The following is a 21,311-nucleotide window of genomic DNA, read 5'->3' as shown; positions in this document are numbered from 1 at the left end:
TGCCGCCCTGTTGGTTGCCATATCCACCAAATAGGTGTCAGACTTTCCGAGAGGAGGCGTGGTGCAGTTCGGAATCTTCACGGTGGGCGATGTGACGGTCGACCCGACGACGGGTCGGGCCCCGACCGAGCATGAGCGCATCAAGGCGATGGTCGCGATCGCGCGCAAGGCCGAAGAGGTCGGCCTTGACGTATTCGCCACCGGCGAGCATCACAACCCGCCGTTCGTGCCGTCGTCGCCGACCACGATGCTCGGCTATATCGCGGCGCAGACCGAGCGGTTGCAACTGTCGACGGCGACGACGCTCATCACCACCAATGATCCGGTGAAGATCGCCGAGGACTTCGCCATGCTGCAGCATCTGGCCGACGGCCGCGTCGATCTGATGCTCGGCCGCGGCAATACCGGTCCGGTCTACCCGTGGTTCGGCAAGGACATTCGCGATGGCATTCCGCTGGCGATCGAGAACTACCATCTGCTGCATCGGCTTTGGCGCGAGGATGTAGTCGACTGGGAGGGCCGATTCCGTACTCCGTTGCAGGCGTTCACCGCAACGCCGCGACCGCTGGACGGCGTGCCGCCGTTCGTGTGGCACGGGTCGATCCGCAGTCCCGAAATCGCCGAGCAGGCCGCCTACTACGGCGACGGCTTCTTCGCGAACAATATCTTCTGGCCCAAGGAGCACTTCCAGCGCTTGATCGAGCTGTATCGGCGTCGCTTCGAGCATTACGGCCACGGCTCCGCCGACCAGGCCATTGTCGACCTCGGCGGACAAGTGTTCATGCGCAGGAGCTCTCAGGACGCGGTGCGTGAATTCCGGCCCTACTTCGACAACGCGCCGGTCTACGGCCACGGCCCGTCGCTCGAGGAGTTCACCGACCAGACGCCGCTGACCGTCGGCAGTCCACAGCAGGTGATCGAAAAGACCATGACGTTCCGGGAAAGCTTCGGCGACTATCAGCGACAGCTGTTCCTGATGGACCATGCGGGTCTACCGTTGAAAACGGTGCTGGAGCAACTCGATCTACTCGGCGCGGAGGTAGTTCCGGTGCTGCGCAAGGAGTTCGACGCACTGCGTCCGGCACATGTCCCGGATGCGCCGACTCATGCGTCATTGGTCGCGGCTCGTGCCCAGGGCAGCGCCGTGGAAGTCGCGCAGTGACCTGATCCGGAATTCGCCGACCCGACCTGATCCCTCGGTGCAACGGCGCACCGGTCCTGAAATGCCAGAACTGAATACTCGTTCGATGTACAAGTAATTGAAAAATCAACCATATGAGGAGACCGACAATGTCGACCACCACCGTCAAGGATCTGACCGCGGGCACCTGGGTCATCGATCCCGCCCACTCCACCCTCGGCTTCAGTGTGCGTCACCTGATGGTCAGCAAGGTCCGCGGCCGCTTCGCCGACTTCTCCGGCAAGCTGGTCATCAATGAGGACGGCACCGCCTCGGCCGAGGCGGAGATCCTGGTCGAGTCGGTGACCACCGACAACGAGCAGCGCGACGCGCACCTGCGCACCGCCGACTTCTTCCATGCCGCCGACTTCCCGGTGGCCACCTTCAAGTCGACCGGATTCCGCGTCGATGGCGAGGATTTCGTCGTCGACGGTGAGTTCACCATCCGCGGCACCACCCGCCCGGTCTCCCTCGATGTCGAATTCCTCGGCGTCAACCCCGGTATGGGCCATGGCCCGGTCGCCGGTTTCGAAGCCAAGACCGTCATCAACCGTCGCGACTTCGGCATCACCATCGATATGCCGCTGCCCGACGGCGGTGCGGTGATCGGCGACAAGATCACCCTCACGCTGGAGATCGAGCTCGGCCTGCAGGCCTGATCACGTAGTGCCTTCGCAGCCGCCCGGGGTCACCGACCGGGCGGCTGCGCTTACTCTGAATTCCATGTCCAGATTCGACGCATCCGCTGTCGAGCGGTTGTGCGGGCTGCTAGCGGCGCGGCGGGTCGCGGTGCTGACGGGGGCCGGGGTGTCGACCGACAGCGGGATTCCGGATTATCGGGGGCCAGGGTCGCCGGTGCGGACTCCGATGACGTATCAGCAGTTCGTGGGGGATGCGGCGTTTCGGCAGCGGTATTGGGCGCGCAACCATATCGGGTGGCGGGCCATGGACGGGTCGCGGCCGAATGCGGCGCATCGGGCGTTGGCGCGGTTGGAGCGCGCGGGCGTCGTCACCGGGTTGATTACGCAGAATGTCGATCTGCTGCATACGAAGGCGGGTCATCGGCGGGTTATCGATCTGCACGGGACCTATGCGCGGGTGCGGTGCCTCGGCTGTGCGGCGCTGATTTCGCGGATGACTTTGGCCGAGCGGTTGGAGGCGGCGAATCCGGGTTTCGCGGCGTCGGCGACGGCCACCGGGGTGGAGGTGGCCCCCGATGCCGATGCGGTGGTCGCCGATACCGCGAATTTCCGGATGGTGGACTGCGCGCGCTGCGGCGGCATGCTCAAGCCGGACATCGTGTACTTCGGGGAGAACGTCCCCAAGGAGCGCGTCGCCACCGCATTCGAAATGGTCGAGGCGGCGGACGCGCTGCTGGTGGCGGGATCGTCATTGACGGTGATGTCCGGGCTGCGGTTCGTGCGATATGCGGCGAAACAGGGCAAGCCGGTCGCCATCGTGAACCGCGGCCCGACCCGAGGTGATGAACTCGCCACACTCACCGTCGATGCCGGGTGCGCGGATGTGCTGACCGCGCTGGCGGATTCACTGGGTGCCGAGCGCGTCGGCGTCTGACCGGCTCAGCCGAAGTGGCAGACGTAGTGCAGCGTCGTGAGCGCCTCGATCTCGAATGAGCTGTTGCTCGGCACCGAGAACGATTCGCCACCGCGGTAGGTCACGGCTTCGGTCTCGCCGGCGAGGGTGACTTTGCACTCGCCCTGGATCAACTCCATGATCTCCGGCTCGACCGTATTGAACGTCAGGGTGGACGGCAGGATGACGCCCACCGACTTCGCGGTGCCATCGGCCAGCTCGATGCTGTGACTGATGCACTTGCCGTCGAAGTACACATTGGCCTTCTTGGCCACACCGACATTCTCGAACCGCGTCATGATCTCTTTCCCGAGGTGCTGGAGGTGGAGCCGTCAGCGTACGTGACGTGCGTTAGCGTCCCTGTCATGCGGCTTCACGTGGGATGTGCGATGTGGACGCACGCGGCATGGCAGGAATATCAACCGGTTCCGGCCGAGCGGTTGCGGCACTACGCCTCGTGGTGCACCGCGGTGGAAGGCAATACGACGTTCTATGCGACGCCGACGCGCAACACGGTGCGGTCATGGGCGAAGCAGACCGATCCCGACTTCCGCTTCGTCGTCAAACTGCCCAAGCCGATCACGCACGAGCGCAGGCTGCACGGTGCCGAAGCCGACCTGCGCACCTTCTTGGATGCGATGGAACCGCTCGGCCCGCGCATCCATGCGCTGTGGGTGCAGTTGCCGGGATCGTTCGGTCCGACTGATCTCGGGACGCTGGCCGGATTCCTGCGCACGCTGCCCGGCTCGTACCGATCCGCCGTCGAGGTCCGTCATCCCGCATTCTTCGAAAATGAAAGCGCCGCACGGCAATTGGAGCAGGTGCTCGGGCGCGTAGGCGCCGAATGGGTGCCCTTCGACACCACTTTGCTTTTCGAAGGACCCGCCGAGAGCGCCGCGGAGGCCGAGGCGCGGGCGAAGAAGCCGCGGGTGCCGCGCCGCACGCGAGCGCTCACCGAGTTCCCGATCGTCCGCTATCACGGCCGCGATTCGGCCGAGCGCACAGTTGCCGGCTGGCAGCCGTGGCTCGACATCGTCATCGCTTGGCTGCGCGAGGGCCGCTCACCAACGGTTTTCATCCATACTCCCGACAACGCCTCCTCCCTGCACCTCGCCCGCCGCTTCCACGACGAGGTCCGCGCCCGCCTGCCCGAACTCGAGCCGCAGCCCGAACCGATTCCGACCGAGCCGATGACTTTGTTCTGAATATCTCGAATAAGTAACGATTCCGAATGTCTGCTCGGATAGACTGGACGGTGTTGCCGCACTAGTGCCGAGCACGATGGAGGAACCGATGAGCCACGCCACCGCGCAGTCCACATCCTTCACCCTGCGCGGCGCGGCGGGCGCGCTGGCTGCCTGGGAATCCGTACCGCCGCATGACGTCGAGATGCGCGGCACGGTGCTGCTGGTCCCCGGCTTCACCGGCTCCAAAGAGGACTTCGAGGCCATGGTGCCCATTCTGTCGGCAGCCGGATTCCGTTGTGTCGCTTACGATCAGCGCGGGCAGTGGCAGTCGGACGGTCCCGATGAGGCATCGGGATACACGATGGCGGATTTCGCCGACGATCTGATCCTCGTCGCCGACCAGATCTCGGACGACACTCCGATTCACCTGGTGGGTCACTCATTCGGCGGCTACGTCGCGCGTGCCGCGCTTGCCGCCCATCCGGACCGCTTCCGCAGCCTCGGCCTGCTCGCCTCCGGCCCGTCCTCGACCTCCGATATCAACTTCGCGCCACCGCAATTGGTCGCCCAACTCATCGAAAGCGGTGGCCAGCGGGCACTGTGGGAGCAGATGAGTCAGGCCATGGCGGCCCTGGTTCCACCCGCGAAGCTCGAATTCCTGCGCGACCGCATCTTCACGACGAAGAAGGCGAATCTGATCGGCATCATGCGGGCCATGGAGGGTCCGACCGATTGCACCGCGGCCCTGCGCGCCACCGGTCTCCCGATCCTCATCGCCTACGGCAACTCCGGCGATCTCTGGCCGCCGAGCGTCCACGAACGCTATGCCGAGGAAATAGGCGCGCGCACCGCGGTTTACGACGGTGTGGGCCACCTACCGAACGAGGAGCGCCCCGCCCGCGTGTGCGCCGATCTGGTCGCCTTCTGGACCGGCATCGATCCGCACTGAGCGGACCTGTCTGAGAAGGTGCCTGCTAGCGTGCAGGTATGCACGATAGCGTGACGGTTCGAATGGCGGCACCCGCAGACAAGATCTGGGCCTTGGTCAGCGATATAACCAATACCGGGAAGTACTCGCCGGAGACCTTCGCCACCGAATGGCTCGGTGGTGCAACGGCTCCCGCAGTGGGCGTCAAATTCCGCGGCCACGTCAACCGTAATGGCTGGGGGCTGAAGTATTGGACGGTCTGCCGGATCGTCGCGTGCGAGCCCGGACGTGAGTTCGCATTCACCGTGCTCGGACCGCGCGGGATGGCGATCAATACCTGGCGCTACCGTTTCGAACCGGTCGAGGGCGGTACCGACGTAACCGAATCGTTCCAGCTCAACGAAAACAACCTCCCCCTGCGCCTCTACTGGCTCGTAGCCGGCCGCGCCCGCACCAAAACCAACCGCGACGGCATGCGCCAAACCCTCGAGCGCATCAAAGCCGACGCCGAACAGTAATCAAGATCAGGTGGAATCCATGGCGGCATCGGCCCGAGAAGCCGCCGCCACCAGTTCCACCTGATCTTGATTCTCGTTAGTGGCCGCGGGCGACCCAGTCGGATAGGGCGGGTTTTTCGGTGCCGATGGTGGTGGTTTTGCCGTGGCCGGTGTGGACCGTGGTTTCGTCGGGGAGGGTCAGCAGGCGGTGGCGGATGGAATCGATGATGGTGCCGAAGTCGGAGAACGAGCGGCCGGTGGCGCCGGGGCCGCCGTTGAACAGGGTGTCGCCCGTGAACAGGGCGGTGGCCTCGGGCAGGTGCAGGGAGACCGAGCCGGGGGAGTGGCCCGGGGTGTGCAGGACTTCGATATCGGTGCCCGCCACGGTGATTCGCTGGGTATCGGCCAGTGATTCGTAGTCGACGTCGGGGTGGGTCATGCGCCAGAGCGGATCGTCGCCCGGATGCAGCAGGATCGGGGCGTCGAGGCGTTTCGCGAGTTCCGGTGCGACGGTGACGTGGTCGTTGTGACCGTGGGTGCAGACGACCGCGCGGACATTGCGGTTGCCGGCGGCCGCGATGATCGCGTCCGCGTCATGCGCCGCGTCGACGATCACCACCTCGGCATCGTCGCCGATCAACCACACATTGTTGTCGACATCCCAGGTGCCGCCGTCGAGTGAGAAGGTGCCGGAGGTGACGACCCGATCGATGCGCAGGCTCACCAGACCACCACCGAACGCAGCACTTCACCGGCATGCATTGCGGAGAAGGCCTTTTCGACCTGGTCCAGGGCGATGCGCTCGGTGACGAAGCGCTCCAACGGAAGTCGGCCCTGCAGATACAGATCGACGAGCATCGGGAAATCGCGTTCTGGCAGGCTGTCGCCGTACCAGGAGGATTTCAGTGCGCCGCCGTGGGAGAACAGGTCGATCAGCGGCATATCGATGGTCATATCCGGCGTCGGGACGCCGACCAGCACGACGGTGCCCGCCAAGTCGCGTCCGTAGAAGGCCTGCTTCCAGGTTTCCGGGCGCCCGACCGCGTCGATGACCACATCCGCGCCGAAACCGTCGGTGTACTCCTGGATCTGCTCGACGACATCGGTTTTTGTCGCATCGATCGTGTGAGTTGCACCGAATTCCGTTGCCCAGCTGAGCTTCTGGGGGTCGCGGTCGATCGCGATAATGGTCCGCGCACCGGCCAGTCGCGCACCCGCGATGGCGGCATCGCCGACACCGCCGCAGCCGATGACCGCGACCGTATCGCCACGCGACACATTGCCGGTATTCATCGCCGCGCCGAGACCCGCCATGACGCCGCAGCCGAGCAGTCCGGCGACGGCCGGGTCGGCATTCGGGTCGACCTTGGTGCACTGACCTTCGTGCACCAGCGTCTTGTCCGCGAATGCGCCGATGCCGAGGGCGGGGCTGAGTTCGGTGCCGTCGGTGAGCGTCATCTTCGTGCTGGCATTGTGGCTGGCGAAGCAGTACCACGGGCGGCCGCGCTTACACGCGCGACATTCACCGCAGACCGCGCGCCAGTTCAGGATGACGAAATCGCCCGCGACGACATGGGTGACCGCATCCCCGACGGTCTCCACGATGCCCGCGGCCTCGTGCCCGAGCAGGAACGGGAATTCGTCGTTGATCCCGCCCTCGCGGTAGTGCAGATCGGTATGGCACACCCCGCAGGACTGGATGCGCACCACCACATCGTGCGGCCCGGGATCCGGGATCACGATATCGACGAGTTCGACCGGTGCGCCCTTGCTACGGGCAACCACGCCACGCACGGTTTCGGACACGATTCCTCCTAGATGTCGCCGAGTGCTCGAGACACATGCCGTTCCACTCGTACCAAAGCCTAGGAGAGTGACCGTGGACTATTTCGACTTCGGGGAATACTCGCGTCTGGTGAAGGCGAGGTCGGCGGGGCTCAGGCGCCCAGTCCGTTGGCGAGAACCGGCCAGGATTCCTTCAGTGCGCGCTCCCAGTAACCCCACGAGTGGGTACCGGTGGGTTCGAGGTCGTAGGTGGCCGGAATGCCGAGCTGATTCAGCCGGGCTCGCATGTTGCGGGTGCACCAGGCGGTCGATGCTTCGATCGCGCCGCCCATCGTCACCTGCAGGGGCAAGCCACCCTCTGCCCAAGTCTGGGTATGCGGATCGGTGGGATTGTCGTACGGCCCGGGTAGTCCGCTCCCCGCCGACAGGTACAAATTCAAGCCGCGCAAGCCTTCGGCGTTGACATACGGATCATGCGCCGCCCACATCGGATCCTGCGGCGGCCCATACATATTCACCGGATCGCCGCCGCCCTTGCGCACTGACAGCCCGACGAACGCCTGCCCGACCGGATCACTGATCTGCGCGCAACCACTGAACGCGCCGACGGACCGGTACAACCCCGGACTCGAAATCGCCAGCGAAAGCACCGACGTACCGGAGGTGGAGATCCCGGCAATCGCATTGCGCCCATTGGTGCCCAACGCGGCATCGATCAGCGGCGGCAATTCCCGTGTCAGATACGTCTGCCACTTGTTGACCCCCAACGCCGGATCCGCCGCCCGCCAATCGGCGTAATAGCTGTACGCCCCACCGAGTGGCTGCACCACATTGACGTTCTTATCCCCGAAAAACCCCATGACATCGGTCTTCGACCCCCAGGTCGCCCCATCGACCCCACCATCCACCCCGGCCAACAGGTACAACGTCGGCCGCGGCACTCCGGTATCCGCGGGCCGCTGCACCTCCACCGATAACTCCCGCGCCATCGCACCCGAGTACACCGTCAACGTGAGATGCCGATCATCCCGAACCCGAATCCCGGAAATCCGTGATCCATCCGCGGTCACCACCGAGCCCGGTTCGTCCGGCGCCGCGTACGAACGAGGTCCGGCCACAACGGATCCGAGCACGACGGCGGCGACAACCGATGCCAATCGAAGACCACCAACGCTCATCAGCTACCAACCTCTCCCGGCTCGGCTTCCCGAAGTTTCCCGCCTGTCTGCGACAGTAGCCGGGTCGCCGGTAGGGCGGTGCCGCGTCAGCCGGTGAGTTCGCGCTCGGCCGTCCGCAGCACCGTGCGGAAACCGAAGGCGACTGCGGGTGCGAATGCCCTGGTCAATGCGTCACTCAACACAGTAGTCCGGACCTCGAAGGTCGAGACCCAGGTGACTTCGGTACCGTCCGCGGTCTCCCGCAGCCGCATGCTCCCGCTCTCGTGCCGCAGTGGCGGAATCGAGGACCGGATCAGATAGTCCATTCGCACCGGGCGCTCGTACCCGACGATCTCTTCCGTGAGCTTCAATGCGGCCGTGGTGACTTCGCGAATGGTGCCGACGCCGTCGGTGCCGACCCGCGTGACCTCGGCCCGGAGCACGCCCGACACCTGACGGTAGTTCGCCGCATCGGTGATCCAATCGAAAACCCGCTCGATCGGCGCCGCGATGGTGCGCCGCACGGTCACTGTCCGCATGACCGACTGTAACTACAACCCGGAGAAATCGCGCTGGACAACGTGGTTGCGGTCGGCGCAGCTGCCGAGGGCGTGATCTGGATGCATGCCGAGGTATTGGCGGCGGGTGCGGGTGCTCCAGCAGCGGGCCGACTCGGTGCGGGTTTTGTAGAAGTTGACCGTGTAGCCGCCCTCGTAGACGCGCAGCAGGCTGTAGCCGCCCGGATATTCCTTGGTGGCGGCGACTTCCAGGAACTCCACGTCGACACCGGAGTCAGGGCGGTTGCGCCGGTTGCGGTGGGTGTGGCCGCAGTGGTGCAGGAATACGCCGGGAGCGTCGCGATAGAGCGTGCCGAGCGCGGCGGCATTCGTGCGATCGAGAACGAACCCCGGGCCACCCGGATTGCTCACCGCCGCATGGGAAGTCACCGGATGGTGCCCGAAAACAAGGGTGGGCTGATCCGGATCAGCCGCCAGGAGTTCGCGCAGATGCGCTATTTGCGGTGCGACGATTGTGCCACCGGATCCACGCAGCCGGGTGGTGTCGAGGCCGATCATGCGCAGCTCACCGACGCGATATTCGACCAGGCGCTGACGTGCGTGAAATACCGTGCCCCAGTGGTCGATACGGTTTTCGTCGGGCTTGTCGTGGTTACCGCGGCAGACGAAGTAGTCGCGGCCGAGCACGCCCCACTCGTCCAGCCGCGCCCGCACGCCGAGGCTCTGTTCGAGGGTACCGGTATCGGTGAGGTCACCCGCGACGATCAGTTGATCGGCCGCGCGGTCCGGTCGGCGCAGATCGTCGAGCAACGCGGTCAGCATGAACTCCGGATAGTGCTCGGTCTCGTGGCGCAGGCCGGTGGGAAGCCCGGCCACGATCAGGCCGCTGCTGTGCTCGCCGAAGTGCACGTCATTGGCGAGTGCGATGGTGTGCAGCAGTCGTCCCGGCGGCGGCTCGGCGGTGGTGAATGTGCCGGTGGATTCCGGTGTTCCGGAGCGGCGGGTCACCAGGGTGCGGGCAGGGACGGCGCGGTGGCCGTCCGAGTAGGCCTCGAATCGGTGGGTGCGGCCGGGTTCGAGGCCGTCGAGTTCCGCATAGTGGTAGGCGGTCGGCCGGGAGTCCAGGTAGCGCGGTCGCGCCGCCGAGCGGCCGTCGACCGGTGCGATACGGACCTCGGTATCGGCCGGGACCGGGCGGGTGCGGCCATAGCGGTCGCGGGTGCACGTGGTCCAGGTCAGGATGACCGAACGGTCGGTCACCGTGACGACCTCGAGGTCCGTGGCCAGCATCGAATCCCGTTGCACGCGAACGGAATGGGTGGATCCGGGGCGGGCGTAGAGTGGGGTGCGCACGGTCACAGCGGCCGCGCCCGCGGCCACATTCGCCAGCCATAGGGTTCGAAGTCGCGGCTCGAGCATGGGAATCTCCGTTCGCTTCTGGCTCGAACAGTACGGTTGCCGGTTGAACGCTCGGGTCCCCGCACATGACGTGTCGGCTGTCCGGTGTCGAACATTGGTATCGCCGGGTCTGGGAATTTGACTGCGGGACGGATGCGGGTCGAGAGTTCGCGAATGGACGGAACGCCCGAGGTGTCCCGCGCGACGTTGCGCAAGGTCACGATTCGACTGGTGCCCTATCTCGGGCTGCTGTATTTCATCAACTACCTGGACCGGGTCAATATCGGATTCGCCGGGCCCAGCGGTATGAAAACGGAGCTGGGGCTGACCGAGACGGCCTTCGGTTTCGCCTCCGGCATCTTCTTCATCGGCTATCTCGTACTCGAGGTGCCGAGCAATCTGGCGCTGCACCGGTTCGGTGCGCGCCGCTGGATAGCCAGAATCATGGTGAGTTGGGGTGTGGTCGCCACCGCCATGGCATTCGTGCCCAATGAAACCTGGCTCTATATCTTGCGATTCACCCTCGGCGTGGTGGAGGCCGGTTTCTTTCCCGGCATCCTGCTGTATCTCACCTACTGGTTTCCGCAGACCCAGCGCGCGAAGATCGTCGCGCTGTTCATGACGGCGGTGCCGATTTCGACCGCCTTGGGCTCGACGGTATCGAGCCTGATCATCCAGTACGGCGACGGTGTCTTCGGCCTCAGCGGTTGGCGATTCATGTTCCTGGTCGAGGGCGTGCCCGCGATCGCCCTCGCGGTGGTCACCTGGTTCTTCCTCACCGACCGGCCCACGCAGGCCAGGTGGCTGACCGAGACCGAAAGGGACTGGCTCACCTCGGAACTCGAGAAAGAGCAGGCCGCCCGGGTCGAACACTGGACGGTGCGCAAGGCGCTCACCCATCCACGCGTGCTCGGCCTCGCCTTCATCTACGGCGGCATCGTCTACGGCCTGTATGCGCTCGGATTCTTCCTGCCCACGATCATCAACGGCTTCCAGCAGCAGTACGGCACCCACTATTCGGTAGTGCAGCGCGGACTCATCAATGCGGTGCCCTATGTGATCGGCGCCGTCGTGATGGTGCTGTGGAGCAGGCACGGTGACCGAACCGGTGAGCGGGCGTGGCATGTCGCGCTGCCCGCGCTGGTTGGCGGACTCGCGATTCCGGTGGCGCTGTATCTGGGCAACCCCTTCGCCGCCATGGTCGCGGTCACCGTCTGTGCCGTCGGAGTACTCGCCGCGCTGCCCACCTTCTGGGCGCTGCCGAGCACCTTCCTGTCCGGTGCGGCCGCGGCGGGCGGAATCGCCCTGATCAACTCCATCGGCAATGTCAGCGGGTTCGTCGCGCCGTATCTCACCGGCGCACTGAAGGACCTCACCGGCACCCAGCGAGCCGGACTGTGGGTCGTCGGCCTGGCGATGATCGGCTCGGCCGCGGGCGTTCTCGCACTGCGATCCCGAATCCGCACCACTTAGTGAGTGGCTGTGCCGGGTATCACCGGACGCTCCCGCTGGTTGATGTAGAACGATCCCTCTAATATGAGGATATGAGTAACCGAGACGTAGTCGAAAAGTTCTACAAAGCAACGCAGTCCGGGGACGCGGCGGCCATCCTCGCTGCGCTGCATCCACGCTTCCAGGGCTGGGTGGCTCCCGGCATGCCCAGTGTGACGGTCACGCAGGCGCAGAGCCCGGAGGCGGCGCTCGCGGGTATCTGGCAGCCGGTGTTCCGCGAATACGAGATCGCGCCCTTCGCCGAGCAATGGTTCGACGCCTATCCGGACACCGTCATCGTCACCGGCCATTACCGCGGCACCGCGCGTGCCACCGGCAAGCATGTGGCCGCCGAATTCGCTCACATCTGGCATATCGCCGACGAAAAGCTGTTCGCCCTGCACCAATACACCGACACCTGGCACTGGCACGAGGCACTGTCGGACGCCGCCTGAACCCACCCGAGGGCGGCCGTCCAGGGGGATGATGGCTGCATGTCAACGGATCTCGCCGCATTCGTTCGCGGCCTGCCCAAGGCCGAATTGCATCTGCATCTGGAGGGGACGCTGGAGCCGGATTTGAAGTTCCGGCTGGCGCAACGCAATGGGATCGAACTGACCGAGCGGACGGTCGAGGAGGTGAAGCAGACCTATAAGTTCCACGATCTGACCTCGTTCCTGCAGGTGTACTACCCGGCCATGCGGGTGCTGCAGCAGTCGCAGGACTTCGACGATCTGGCCTTCGCCTATCTGACAAGGGCGCACGCCGACGGCATCCGACATGTCGAGATGTTCTTCGACCCGCAGGCGCATACCGGGCGCGGTGTCGAATTCGGCACCGTGATCGGCGGGTATCGCTCGGCGATCGTGCGGGCCCGCCGGGAGTTCGGCATCTCCGCCGAGCTGATCATGTGCTTCCTGCGTGACTATTCGGCCGAGTTCGCGATGGCGACGCTGCTCGAGGCGCTGCCGTACAAGGATTGGATCATCGGCGTCGGACTGGATTCGGACGAACGAGGCAATCCGCCAAGTAAATTCGCGGCCGTCTTCGAGCGGGCCCGCCGCGAGGGCTTCCTGCTCACCATGCACTGCGATATCGATCAGGACGGCTCGATCGAACACATCAGGCAGGCGCTGGAGGATATCGGCGTCGACCGCATCGACCACGGCACCAATATCGTCGAGGACGAGCGCCTGGTCGAACTCGCCGAGACCAAGGGCATCGGATTCACCTGCTGTCCGGTCTCGAATTCCTTTGTGACCGAACAGATGAAGTCGACCGAGATCGTGACGCTGCTCGATCGCGGCCTCGCGGTCACCGTCAACAGTGACGATCCGGCCTACTTCGGCGCCTATGCGGCCGACAACTATCTGTCTCTCGCCGCCAACGCGAACCTCGATCTCGACCGTATCGTCGAACTCGCCAAGAACTCGTTCCGCGCCTCCTGGCTGACGCCGGGCCGCTTGGACGGCTTCCTGCGCGAGATCGATGACTATGTCGCGGCGCACCGGCCCAGCGGATCCGAAATCGCCTGACCTATCGACCAGTTGGCGGCGACACGCCCGAATGTGTCGACACCCCTTTAATGAACCGACTGGTTGGCTGTTTGCTGGTCGCAAGCAGTCGCACCGCAGCGAATCCGGGCCGGTGAACCGGATGTTCATTGCGCGGCGGGCGGCGTTCACGAGTGCCGAATCGTCGTTAAATCGAAACTTCGCATGCGTGTGTCGCGCGCGGCACGCCGCAAGACGACCCACCGGCGGCAAATTGACAGTTTCGCTGGCAACGGTGAATCGACTATGAATGTCTGGTGCCGTTCCCACGCGTGATCACTTGTCTGCCGTCGAATCTCTCCCGCTGGGAGTCGAATTGACCATCGAGCATCATCCCATCGAGGACGAGGTCGGACAGCTCGCGAGGAGGGTCGAGCGGGCCAGGGGCCGACTGGCCTACCAGTTCGATCCCGCGCTGACCGAGGCGCTCTCCGAGGACGAACTGATCGCCGAGCGTGAGCTCGCGGAGAAGATTCGCGGCGAGGATCGCGCACAGCGATGGAAACAGGTTCAGGCCGCGGCCTCCGCGGCCGACCGCGCCCGGCAGACCACTGAAGCAATCGAGAAGGCCGACATCAGAGATCTATTGGTAGCCCGCAAGGCAATTGCGGCACAGCGGCGGGAATCCAGCCCGCACGCCAAATTGGCGTCGCTGTACCGGCACCGGGGATGGTCACTGCGCGCACTGGCCGGCGTGGTGGCGGCGGGCATGCTGTGGTCCGCCGTCAATGTGCAGCACAACATCGCGCCCGGCGGGCCTTCCGATCCGCTGTACTGGTTCAGCTACCTCATCGAGGCGATGATCAGCGTCTGCTTGATCATCATCATGGTCGGCACCAACAAGGTCGCCGAATGGGGCGTGATCGACAACCGCCGACAGGTCGCCGCGGCCGAAATCGCCCTGCTGTCACTGACTGTCACCCTCAACACCTACCCCTATCTGCGTGACGGGGAGTGGTACGAGACCGGTGTGCACGCGGTCGCGCCGGTGATGATCGGTGTCGCCCTGCTCATTCACGACGCGGCCAGCGCGCGTTACGGCCTGGCCATCTACCGGGCCACCGAGCAGGTCCGCGAGCTGCCCGATCCGGCCGAACAACTCAAGCAGACGATGCCATCGATCGCGTCCTACCGCGCGAACACCCAGGCGGCCCTGGTGGCGCCGGGGGCGGAGCGGGAGTCCGCGGAGCATGCGGCACTGACGGGTGCCGAAGGTGCGGAACAGGACGCCGAGCTGGCAGTCGACGAGATCGTGGAGGCCGAAGCGGTCGAGGTCGAGGAGTCGCCGGAAGGGGAAAGCCCTGCCGCGCAGGAGGGTTCGGAAGCACCCGAGAAGCGTCGCGCGCCGACCAACGGCCAGGCGCCGGACAATGCGGAGCCCCAGGCGGCGGAGCAGCGGCCCGCTCCCGCGAAGGCCGCGAACCGCCCCGCGGTCGTCAAGGAGCCGACCGCGCCGGTGGCCGCGAAGCCGGTGGTCGCGAAGAACAACCCCTTCGCACCGGCCACACCCGAGCCGGTCGCTACGGCCGAGACCCAGCCCGTCGCGAAGGTAGAGACCCCGCCGCCCCCGGCCAAGGCGCCCGCGCGGAAGGCCGCCCCGGTGAGCCAGGAGAAGCCCGCCGCGGAGAACAAGCCGTCGGTCGTGTCGGCACTGCGCAGGGGCAACGGTTCGGCCGCGGCGACGGCGCGCAAGCCCAGTTCACTCGAGGGCAGGAAGGACAGCAGGACGACCGAGAACGCGCGCGGCAAGGGCAGCGCACCCGCCGAGCCGGATTCGCACCTCCAGGTGGTTCGCACGCCCGATATCCACGACACCGGGCAGTTCCGCATCGCCGAGATGCTCGAACAAGAACTTGCCGAACTCCAGGCGGAGCGCAGGCGGGCCAGGGCCAGCAGGCAACGGTGATCCCGCGGCTTGCTTGCCCCGGCGCTTCGGGGCATGATGCAGGCGCGGGTCATTAGGTACGTTAAAAACTGGTTATCGCCGTAGTGCAGCAGGTGCGGGACGAAGGGATGGATCGGTCGACGTGATGAGGTCTTATCACCCAACAGGATCCTGTACTTCGAATCCTGCGACGGTGTTGCCTCGGTCATAGCGGATCGGTGCGAGACACCCGGAAGCTGGAGTTTCCGCGTACGGGACCAGCGATATACCTGCTCGCCGGGAGCGCCCTGCTGTCGGTGATCCTGCTCTTCACCACCATCGATCCCTTCCTGGACAAGGGCGGGTTTCTGGTCGGTGGCCTCGACGTGCACATCTATCGGGACGGTGCGTGGCGCATCGTGCACGATATGCCGTTGTACACCGAGCCGACCATGCGCGGGCTGCTCTACACCTACACGCCGTTCTCCACCATCGCGTTCGTGCCGATCTACCTGGTGCCGTGGGGGTACGTGACGAACACCTGGTTGGCGGTCAACCTCTCCGTGCTCATCGCCTGTGTGCTGCTCAGCTGGCGGCTGCTGGGCTATCGGATCACGACTCGGCTGGTGGTGGTCAGCGTGCTGATCGCGGCCAGCTGCGTATTCATCGAGCCGGTGCGCCAAACGCTCTACTTCGGGCAGATCAACCTGGTGCTGATGCTGCTGGTGCTGTTGGACGCGCTGCGCGGGGACCGAAGCAAACTGCGTGGCGTCGGCGTCGGACTCGCGGCGGGCATCAAACTCACCCCGATCTACTTCGTCGCCTATTTCGTGGCCCTGCGGCAGTGGCGCGCGGCGGTTACCGCATTCGCCACCTTCGTGGCATCGGTCGCCTTCGCCTGGGTCGCCCTGCCCGCCGATTCCCGGCAGTACTGGACCTCGACGTTCTTTCAATCCAACCGGATCGCGCCGGACAACCATCCGTCCAACCAGTCCATTCGCGGTGTCATCGCGCATCTGCTCGACGGGCCCGCACCGGTGTGGTTGTGGTTGCTCATCGCGGGCTCGGTCACGATCGCCAGCATGATGGTCACGACGGCGCTGTATCAGCGAGGTGAGCGGCTGCTGTCGATCACTCTGGCCGGTCTCACCGCCTGCGCGGTGTCGCCGTTCTCCTGGGGACACCACTGGGTGTGGTTCGTGCCGCTGTTCGTCTTCCTCGTGCACAAGGGGCTGGACAACTGGCGCTGGTGGGTTGGGGCGGCGCTGCTGTTCACGGTGACCGCCTCGTGGACCTATCACTGGAGCAAGACCTGGGTGTCGATCGGAGTGTTCCTGCTGCCGCCGTGGTGGCCGATCACCAAGGTCTTGATCAACGGCTACGTCATCGAATTCCTGATCGTTCTGATCGCGGCCTGGATACACCTGCGCCGGGACGGCCGGTCCGCCCTGAGCGAGCGTTCGGCCGAGCGTTCGATCCGATTCCCGCTCCCGCGGCGCCGCGATCCGGAGTCTCCTTCGTGCCCAACCCCTTCCCCATGACCGATCCCGGAATCCGGTAGGGCAGGCCAGGTTCCGGCCGAGGGGTTGCTGTGGCCCAGATCATGCGGGCGCTCAACGCGGCGGCATGGGCGGCAGCGGCGCCGTACCGGCAATTGGCCTAGGGCCTTTGCGATCTCTTTACCTGCGGATTCCCTTCGGTTTCCACCCGAAATCGATCTCTTGCCGGGTAGGTCGGCCGGGGTTACGGTTGCTTCCTGCGTCGCGAAGCAATCGGTCACCGCCAGGTTGCTGGACCTCCCGCTCGCCGGGAGGTATTACTTCGGTGTCGCACGAATATTTCGCTCGACAGGGCCGGAGGTTTTCCCGCTATGACGAAGAAGAAGGCTCAGCCCAACCCGATGTTCGCGGTGACCATGGTCAATGCCATCCATCAGGATGTCGATGGCTACGGGGACAGATGGGTAGCCACCGTCGATCACGGGAATATGCGCGCCGACTGGATCGCGGCCGCCGTTGCCAAGGACGCGCGTACGGTCCGGATCTGGTGCGACGACTGCGGGAACAGCGTCCATCTGTGTGCGGAGATCCGGGACTACCTGCCCTCGGATGTGCGCAAGGCACTGGCCGACGCCTGGGAGCACTACCACCCGACGCACCACGCCTCGTAGTCGGCGGTTCGCGAGTCAGACGAGATCGAGGACCTGAACCAACGGGCGGCGCAGCGAACGCGCCGTCGGAGGTCCCGCGTACGCGAGTCGGAACAGCAGCACCTCGGCATGGTCCGCATCGGTCTCGAACACCCGTCGATAGCGCTCGCGCAGCTCGCGGAGTTCGGCCTGCTCGCGTTTACAGAGGCCGTGGCCACCGCCGCGTTCGAGGCGGGCGAAAAGGTAGGGCAGTGCGGTCATCGGTTGCAGTGCAATGCCTTTCGCCGTCGCGGTGAGCCACATCCGCTGCATGGTGCGCCCGCCGCGCAGATAGCTTTCGCGTGACACACCCGGCATCGTCAGCAGCCCGACCGCGGCGGCGCCTGCCACCGCGCGCCGCGAAAGGTCTTCCAGCGCACGGCCGCCGCCGATCTCGGCCAGACATTCCGCGACCCGCCACTGGCTGAGCAGTCGCAGCGCTCCGCGTTCGGCCGCGGTGAGTTCGGCGGTGGCGATATCGAGACCGTAGGGTTCGGCTCGCACTTCCTCGGGTGTCCACCGGTAGCCGCTCATCGCTTCGCGGTGCATCGCCCGGTTCAGCAGACCGATGCGATCGCTCGCGCCGATCAGCGCGCCGAGCTCCGCCAATTCCGTTCTCTCGCAGGACAGCTGCAATCGTCCGCCGAATTCGCCACAGGCGGTAACCAGCGATTGCGCCGTCTCCGCATCGAGCGGTCGCCGCAACTCGCGCCGCCGGTTGGTGACCCGGGTCGGGATATGCGCGACGAGCGGTGACGCCGCCGATTCCGGTGCGCCGGACAGTTCGACCGTGGCGACGAGGTCGGCTCTGGGCCACGTCCGGATCTGCGTGCGCAATCCGAGTTGCCCGGCCGCGAGCTCGATATTCTCCAGCAGCGCTCCGAACGCGACCCACGTTGCGCCGTGCGCGAAGTCGAGGCTGGGCAGGTCGCGTCTCGGGTCGTGACGGCACTCCAGGACCGCCTTATCGCGCCGCCAGGTCAGCGCCCACGGCTGCGCATTGTGTGCGGAGGGTGCCAGTGTGCCCATGGCCGCGATCCACCGCACGGCATCGTCGGATGCCGTTGCGCGCTCCGATGGTTGCGGTGGCAGCGGCGGATCCCTTCGGGCCTCGTCGGCGATCGCGAATAATGCTGCGGGCGCGGCAGGTTCGCGATAGATGCAGTGCTTCGCGTCGATCAACTCGCCGGGATCGACGTAGTAGCGCCCGGATCCGACCGGTTCGCCGAGCAGCAGTCGCCGCGCCGCATCCGCGACGATCGCGCCGCCGAGCGCCACACCGGAGGCGAGCTGAGGCCAGCTGCCGATCGTCCGTCCGACCTCGGGCAGCGAGGCCGCCGCGCGAGTGCTGAGCCGGGCCGCGTCGAGGATTTCGAGGACGTACGGGATCTTCTCCGGTGTCGTGGCATCGCGCAGATCCGCGGCCCGTACCGAACCGAGCAGACCGTGGAAGATCGGCCGATCCGGTTCGATATCGAAGCGCTCGATATCGAGGAGGCCGCGATCGCTGGTCTGCATGAGCACCGGAATGCCGTGGACGCGTGCCCGCTCTCGGAGCAGCACCTTGGTGTGCAGATCGTCGCACCCCTCGACCAGCAGATCGAGACCACCGCCGCCGAGCAGGAAGTCGTCGACGGCCTCTGGTCGAATCCCCTTCGGGCACCGCTCGATTCGAAGATATGGATCGATCTCGAACATCTGTCGCGCCGCGATGACCGACTTCTCGATGCCGAGGTCAGCGACGCGGGCGCGGATGCGATTCAGATTCGACAGGCCGAGCCGGTCGAGGTCCGCGATCTTGAACGAACCGCCGATTCCTTCGAGTGCGAGGGTGAGCGCGGCCGCACTGCCGACCGAGAGCCCGACCACGCCGATCCGCATCCGCGCCAGCCGCTGCTGTTCGTCCCGGGTGATCCGGTAGCGGTTGCGGTCCGTGCGGACTTCCCGAAATTCTGTCTCGGGCAACACATGTACGAGATCGGCCGACCACGGGTACCACACCCACCTGCCGTATTCGGCGGGATCCGTGCCGTGCAGCTGCCCTATGCGTTCGTCCAACTCGGTATGGGGACAAGCGGGTTCGCGTGCGAGCACGAGTTGTCGCAATTGCGCGGGAAGCGTGTCGTGTACCCGCACGTCCGTTGTCGCCAGTAGTTCGGATAATGCCGACCGGTCCCTATCGATGGCCAGATCGAAATGAATTGGCCGCCATTCGGGAAGGTCATCGTTCTTGTCGGCGCGCTCCCGTAGATCCCGGCCCAAATCGATGCGCAAAACCCCTCCCGGCGTGTGCGTGCGGATCGCTCTACCAAGGTCTACACCCGACCAGCCGGTAACTAGTTATGATTGAGCAAGCCGGTGGAGATCGTCGAAATCGACCCGCGCGTCAGTGGGTTCGCGGCAGGGCGGCGCGTGCTATTCGGCTGGAACGTGGGTCGCCGCGACCGCGTCCGCGGGGTAGATCATCCGGTCCGGCGGGTTGCTCGTGCGATGTGCCAGCGGATAGTAGATGGCCGCTGTGAAGACGATGCCGACGATCCAGGAGATATCCGCGCCGCCGAGCAGATCGGTGATCGGGCCGGTGTAGAGCTTCTGTGCGAGGAACGGGATCTGGGCGAGAATGCCGAGGGTATAGCAGGCCAGCGCGGCGAAGTTCCAGCGTCCGTAGCGGCCGTCCGGATCGTAGAGCGCCGGGATATCGATGCGCTCGCGCGAGATCAGGTAGTAGTCGATCAGGTTGATCGCACTCCACGGGGTGAAGACCATGAGCAGGACGAGTACGAAATTCTTGAAGTTGTCGAGGAAGTCGGCGCTGGCACCGATGGCGATCAGCATCGACACCACGGTGAAGCCGACGATATAGGCCGCCCGCGCGGCTTGGGTGGTGTGCGACCGACCGTTGAATGCGGTCACCGAGGTCAGGATGGACATGAACCCGCCGTAGGCATTGAGACAGTTCACCGTCAGCTTGCCGACCACGATGACCAGGTAGATCAGCAGCGCGATCGCGGACGGTCCGGCGAGGTCGCCGATGAAGCCGACTTGATTGCCCAGGAACGCTTTTCCGGCGACCGCGGCCACCAGCGCGCCGAGCGTCATCGCCCACTGCGAGCCGAGCACGCTGCCCGCGAAGGTGGACCAGAAGGTGGTCCGGGCACTGGTCGTGCGGGGCAGATAGCGCGAATAGTCCGCGACGTACGGTCCGAAGGTCAGCTGCCATCCCGCACCGAGGGAGATCGCGAGGACGAAGGTCGCGATGTCGAAGGATTCGGTACCGACGTAGGCGCTGACGTCATATTCGGCGAACAGCCGGATGGTCAGGTACGTGAAACCGATGATGCCGACCACGGTCGCGATTCGCCCGATCACGTGGATCAGCCGATAGCCGGTCACCGCGACCACTGCCGTGAGCGCACCGAAGACGAGTATGCCGACGGTCGAATTGTCCACGTGCAGGATCTTGTTCACCGCCTGACCGGCCAATACCGTACCGGTCGCGGCGAAACCGAGATACATCACGATCACCAGTAACAGCGGCACTACCGCACCGAGGACGCCGAATTGCGCTCTGCTGGAGATCATTTGCGGCAATCCGAGCCGCGGACCCTGCGCCGAATGCAGTGCCATCACGATGCCGCCGAGAATATTGCCGAGCAGCAATCCGATAATCGCCCACAGCGCGTCGGCGCCGAATACCACCGCCAACGCACCGTCGACGATCGCGGTGATCTGCATATTCGCCCCGAACCAGAGGGTGAATTGATTGCGCGGCGTGCCGTGGCGTTCGGCATCGGGAATTACTTCGATGGTGCGGCGCTCGATCGGCAGTCCGGCGTCGATTTCGTCGTGGTGCGGCATGGATCCGCCTTCCATCAGGAGAAGGGGAGCAGCTGGGACAGCCTGCCCAGATGCATAGTCCTGTATATACAAGTGACTGTCAACCGGAACGGCTAGGGTTGCGGCCAGGCGACG

General features: G+C 65.2%; 20 protein-coding genes. 12 read left to right on the top strand and 8 right to left on the bottom strand.

All coding sequences use genetic code 11. The annotated features are described in order from the left end of the window. Window positions 1-61 precede the first annotated feature (61 nt). The 3 genes from ACQPZ2_RS37590 (at window position 62) to ACQPZ2_RS37580 (ending at window position 2,755) form a co-directional block, all read left to right on the top strand. Window positions 62-1,162, top strand: a complete 1,101-nt coding sequence (locus tag ACQPZ2_RS37590; RefSeq protein WP_433522746.1) for an LLM class flavin-dependent oxidoreductase — start codon at window positions 62-64, stop codon at window positions 1,160-1,162. A 128-nt stretch (window positions 1,163-1,290) separates the two neighbouring features. Next, the gene (locus tag ACQPZ2_RS37585; protein ID WP_433522745.1) at window positions 1,291-1,839 is read left to right on the top strand and encodes a YceI family protein; all 549 of its coding nucleotides are present in this window, start codon (window positions 1,291-1,293) and stop codon (window positions 1,837-1,839) included. Between the two features lie 64 nt (window positions 1,840-1,903). Next, window positions 1,904-2,755: an NAD-dependent protein deacetylase gene (locus tag ACQPZ2_RS37580; protein ID WP_433522744.1), complete on the top strand. Its 852-nt coding sequence runs from the start codon at window positions 1,904-1,906 to the stop codon at window positions 2,753-2,755. Window positions 2,756-2,760: 5 nt separating this feature from the next. Here the strand turns inward: ACQPZ2_RS37580 and ACQPZ2_RS37575 are convergent, their stop codons facing one another. Then, entirely contained in the window at window positions 2,761-3,072 is a 312-nt protein-coding gene (locus ACQPZ2_RS37575; protein ID WP_433522743.1) for a pyrimidine/purine nucleoside phosphorylase, read from the bottom strand. Window positions 3,073-3,138: 66 nt separating this feature from the next. Here ACQPZ2_RS37575 and ACQPZ2_RS37570 point away from each other — a divergent pair, with 66 nt between their 5' ends. The 3 genes from ACQPZ2_RS37570 to ACQPZ2_RS37560 all read left to right on the top strand — a co-directional run bounded on the left by ACQPZ2_RS37570 (window position 3,139) and on the right by ACQPZ2_RS37560 (window position 5,406). Beyond that, window positions 3,139-3,978 (top strand): DUF72 domain-containing protein, encoded by an 840-nt coding sequence (locus tag ACQPZ2_RS37570; RefSeq protein WP_433522742.1) that lies wholly within the window; start codon window positions 3,139-3,141, stop codon window positions 3,976-3,978. Window positions 3,979-4,066: 88 nt separating this feature from the next. After that, window positions 4,067-4,909 carry an alpha/beta fold hydrolase gene (locus tag ACQPZ2_RS37565; RefSeq protein WP_433522741.1) on the top strand — a complete coding sequence of 281 codons (843 nt, stop codon included), beginning with the start codon at window positions 4,067-4,069 and terminating at the stop codon, window positions 4,907-4,909. A 38-nt stretch (window positions 4,910-4,947) separates the two neighbouring features. Next, window positions 4,948-5,406: an SRPBCC family protein gene (locus ACQPZ2_RS37560; RefSeq protein ID WP_433522740.1), complete on the top strand. Its 459-nt coding sequence runs from the start codon at window positions 4,948-4,950 to the stop codon at window positions 5,404-5,406. 76 nt (window positions 5,407-5,482) lie between these two features. Here the strand turns inward: ACQPZ2_RS37560 and ACQPZ2_RS37555 are convergent, their stop codons facing one another. The 5 genes from ACQPZ2_RS37555 to ACQPZ2_RS37535 form a co-directional block, all read right to left on the bottom strand. Then, a complete protein-coding gene (locus ACQPZ2_RS37555; protein WP_433522739.1) occupies window positions 5,483-6,109 on the bottom strand; it encodes an MBL fold metallo-hydrolase in 627 nt (208 codons plus the stop codon). Continuing rightward, the gene (locus ACQPZ2_RS37550; protein WP_433522738.1) at window positions 6,106-7,191 is read right to left on the bottom strand and encodes an S-(hydroxymethyl)mycothiol dehydrogenase; all 1,086 of its coding nucleotides are present in this window, start codon (window positions 7,189-7,191) and stop codon (window positions 6,106-6,108) included. Before ACQPZ2_RS37550 ends, ACQPZ2_RS37555 begins: the two co-directional genes overlap by 4 nt. A gap of 131 nt (window positions 7,192-7,322) precedes the next feature. Then, window positions 7,323-8,348: an alpha/beta hydrolase gene (locus tag ACQPZ2_RS37545; RefSeq protein ID WP_433522737.1), complete on the bottom strand. Its 1,026-nt coding sequence runs from the start codon at window positions 8,346-8,348 to the stop codon at window positions 7,323-7,325. 86 nt (window positions 8,349-8,434) lie between these two features. Beyond that, complete coding sequence (locus ACQPZ2_RS37540) at window positions 8,435-8,866, bottom strand: SRPBCC family protein (RefSeq protein ID WP_433522736.1); 432 nt, start codon at window positions 8,864-8,866, stop codon at window positions 8,435-8,437. Window positions 8,867-8,878: 12 nt separating this feature from the next. After that, window positions 8,879-10,264, bottom strand: coding sequence for a metallophosphoesterase family protein (locus ACQPZ2_RS37535; protein WP_433522735.1), 1,386 nt, complete (start codon window positions 10,262-10,264; stop codon window positions 8,879-8,881). Window positions 10,265-10,417: 153 nt separating this feature from the next. Between ACQPZ2_RS37535 and ACQPZ2_RS37530 the strand changes: the two genes are divergently transcribed. The 6 genes from ACQPZ2_RS37530 (at window position 10,418) to ACQPZ2_RS37505 (ending at window position 17,321) form a co-directional block, all read left to right on the top strand. Continuing rightward, window positions 10,418-11,716, top strand: coding sequence for an MFS transporter (locus ACQPZ2_RS37530; protein WP_433522734.1), 1,299 nt, complete (start codon window positions 10,418-10,420; stop codon window positions 11,714-11,716). Between the two features lie 71 nt (window positions 11,717-11,787). Then, window positions 11,788-12,189, top strand: a complete 402-nt coding sequence (locus ACQPZ2_RS37525; RefSeq protein WP_433522733.1) for a nuclear transport factor 2 family protein — start codon at window positions 11,788-11,790, stop codon at window positions 12,187-12,189. Window positions 12,190-12,228: 39 nt separating this feature from the next. Then, window positions 12,229-13,269, top strand: coding sequence for an adenosine deaminase (add, locus tag ACQPZ2_RS37520; RefSeq protein WP_433522732.1), 1,041 nt, complete (start codon window positions 12,229-12,231; stop codon window positions 13,267-13,269). A gap of 334 nt (window positions 13,270-13,603) precedes the next feature. Beyond that, window positions 13,604-15,193, top strand: a complete 1,590-nt coding sequence (locus tag ACQPZ2_RS37515; RefSeq protein ID WP_433522731.1) for a hypothetical protein — start codon at window positions 13,604-13,606, stop codon at window positions 15,191-15,193. Between the two features lie 197 nt (window positions 15,194-15,390). Further along, window positions 15,391-16,692 carry a glycosyltransferase 87 family protein gene (locus ACQPZ2_RS37510; RefSeq protein ID WP_433522730.1) on the top strand — a complete coding sequence of 434 codons (1,302 nt, stop codon included), beginning with the start codon at window positions 15,391-15,393 and terminating at the stop codon, window positions 16,690-16,692. Between the two features lie 329 nt (window positions 16,693-17,021). Further along, a complete protein-coding gene (locus tag ACQPZ2_RS37505; RefSeq protein WP_063043051.1) occupies window positions 17,022-17,321 on the top strand; it encodes a hypothetical protein in 300 nt (99 codons plus the stop codon). Window positions 17,322-17,336: 15 nt separating this feature from the next. On the opposite strand, the gene ACQPZ2_RS37500 is transcribed toward ACQPZ2_RS37505, so the two are convergent. Both ACQPZ2_RS37500 and ACQPZ2_RS37495 read right to left on the bottom strand, forming a co-directional pair. Further along, complete coding sequence (locus tag ACQPZ2_RS37500) at window positions 17,337-19,613, bottom strand: Rv1355c family protein (protein WP_433522729.1); 2,277 nt, start codon at window positions 19,611-19,613, stop codon at window positions 17,337-17,339. A 141-nt stretch (window positions 19,614-19,754) separates the two neighbouring features. Beyond that, entirely contained in the window at window positions 19,755-21,212 is a 1,458-nt protein-coding gene (locus ACQPZ2_RS37495; protein ID WP_433522728.1) for a purine-cytosine permease family protein, read from the bottom strand. Between the last annotated feature and the right edge of the window lie 99 nt (window positions 21,213-21,311).

It is taken from the genome of Nocardia pseudovaccinii, from assembly GCF_050942345.1.
GTDB lineage: Bacteria > Actinomycetota > Actinomycetes > Mycobacteriales > Mycobacteriaceae > Nocardia > Nocardia pseudovaccinii.
Note: the sequence above shows the minus strand (reverse complement) of the source record. Positions and strands in the feature narration are given on the sequence as shown.

Excerpts from the sequence above, each read along its gene's own strand:
- ACQPZ2_RS37535 (WP_433522735.1), bottom strand. The coding sequence starts at position 10,264 with ATGCTCGAGCCGCGACTTCGAACCCTATGGCTGGCGAATGTGGCCGCG.
- ACQPZ2_RS37505 (WP_063043051.1), top strand. The coding sequence starts at position 17,022 with ATGACGAAGAAGAAGGCTCAGCCCAACCCGATGTTCGCGGTGACCATG.
- ACQPZ2_RS37575 (WP_433522743.1), bottom strand. The coding sequence starts at position 3,072 with ATGACGCGGTTCGAGAATGTCGGTGTGGCCAAGAAGGCCAATGTGTAC.
- ACQPZ2_RS37585 (WP_433522745.1), top strand. The coding sequence starts at position 1,291 with ATGTCGACCACCACCGTCAAGGATCTGACCGCGGGCACCTGGGTCATC.
- ACQPZ2_RS37545 (WP_433522737.1), bottom strand. The coding sequence starts at position 8,348 with ATGAGCGTTGGTGGTCTTCGATTGGCATCGGTTGTCGCCGCCGTCGTG.
- ACQPZ2_RS37530 (WP_433522734.1), top strand. The coding sequence starts at position 10,418 with ATGGACGGAACGCCCGAGGTGTCCCGCGCGACGTTGCGCAAGGTCACG.
- ACQPZ2_RS37565 (WP_433522741.1), top strand. The coding sequence starts at position 4,067 with ATGAGCCACGCCACCGCGCAGTCCACATCCTTCACCCTGCGCGGCGCG.
- ACQPZ2_RS37580 (WP_433522744.1), top strand. The coding sequence starts at position 1,904 with ATGTCCAGATTCGACGCATCCGCTGTCGAGCGGTTGTGCGGGCTGCTA.
- ACQPZ2_RS37525 (WP_433522733.1), top strand. The coding sequence starts at position 11,788 with ATGAGTAACCGAGACGTAGTCGAAAAGTTCTACAAAGCAACGCAGTCC.
- add (WP_433522732.1), top strand. The coding sequence starts at position 12,229 with ATGTCAACGGATCTCGCCGCATTCGTTCGCGGCCTGCCCAAGGCCGAA.
- ACQPZ2_RS37570 (WP_433522742.1), top strand. The coding sequence starts at position 3,139 with ATGCGGCTTCACGTGGGATGTGCGATGTGGACGCACGCGGCATGGCAG.
- ACQPZ2_RS37495 (WP_433522728.1), bottom strand. The coding sequence starts at position 21,212 with ATGGAAGGCGGATCCATGCCGCACCACGACGAAATCGACGCCGGACTG.
- ACQPZ2_RS37540 (WP_433522736.1), bottom strand. The coding sequence starts at position 8,866 with ATGCGGACAGTGACCGTGCGGCGCACCATCGCGGCGCCGATCGAGCGG.
- ACQPZ2_RS37560 (WP_433522740.1), top strand. The coding sequence starts at position 4,948 with ATGCACGATAGCGTGACGGTTCGAATGGCGGCACCCGCAGACAAGATC.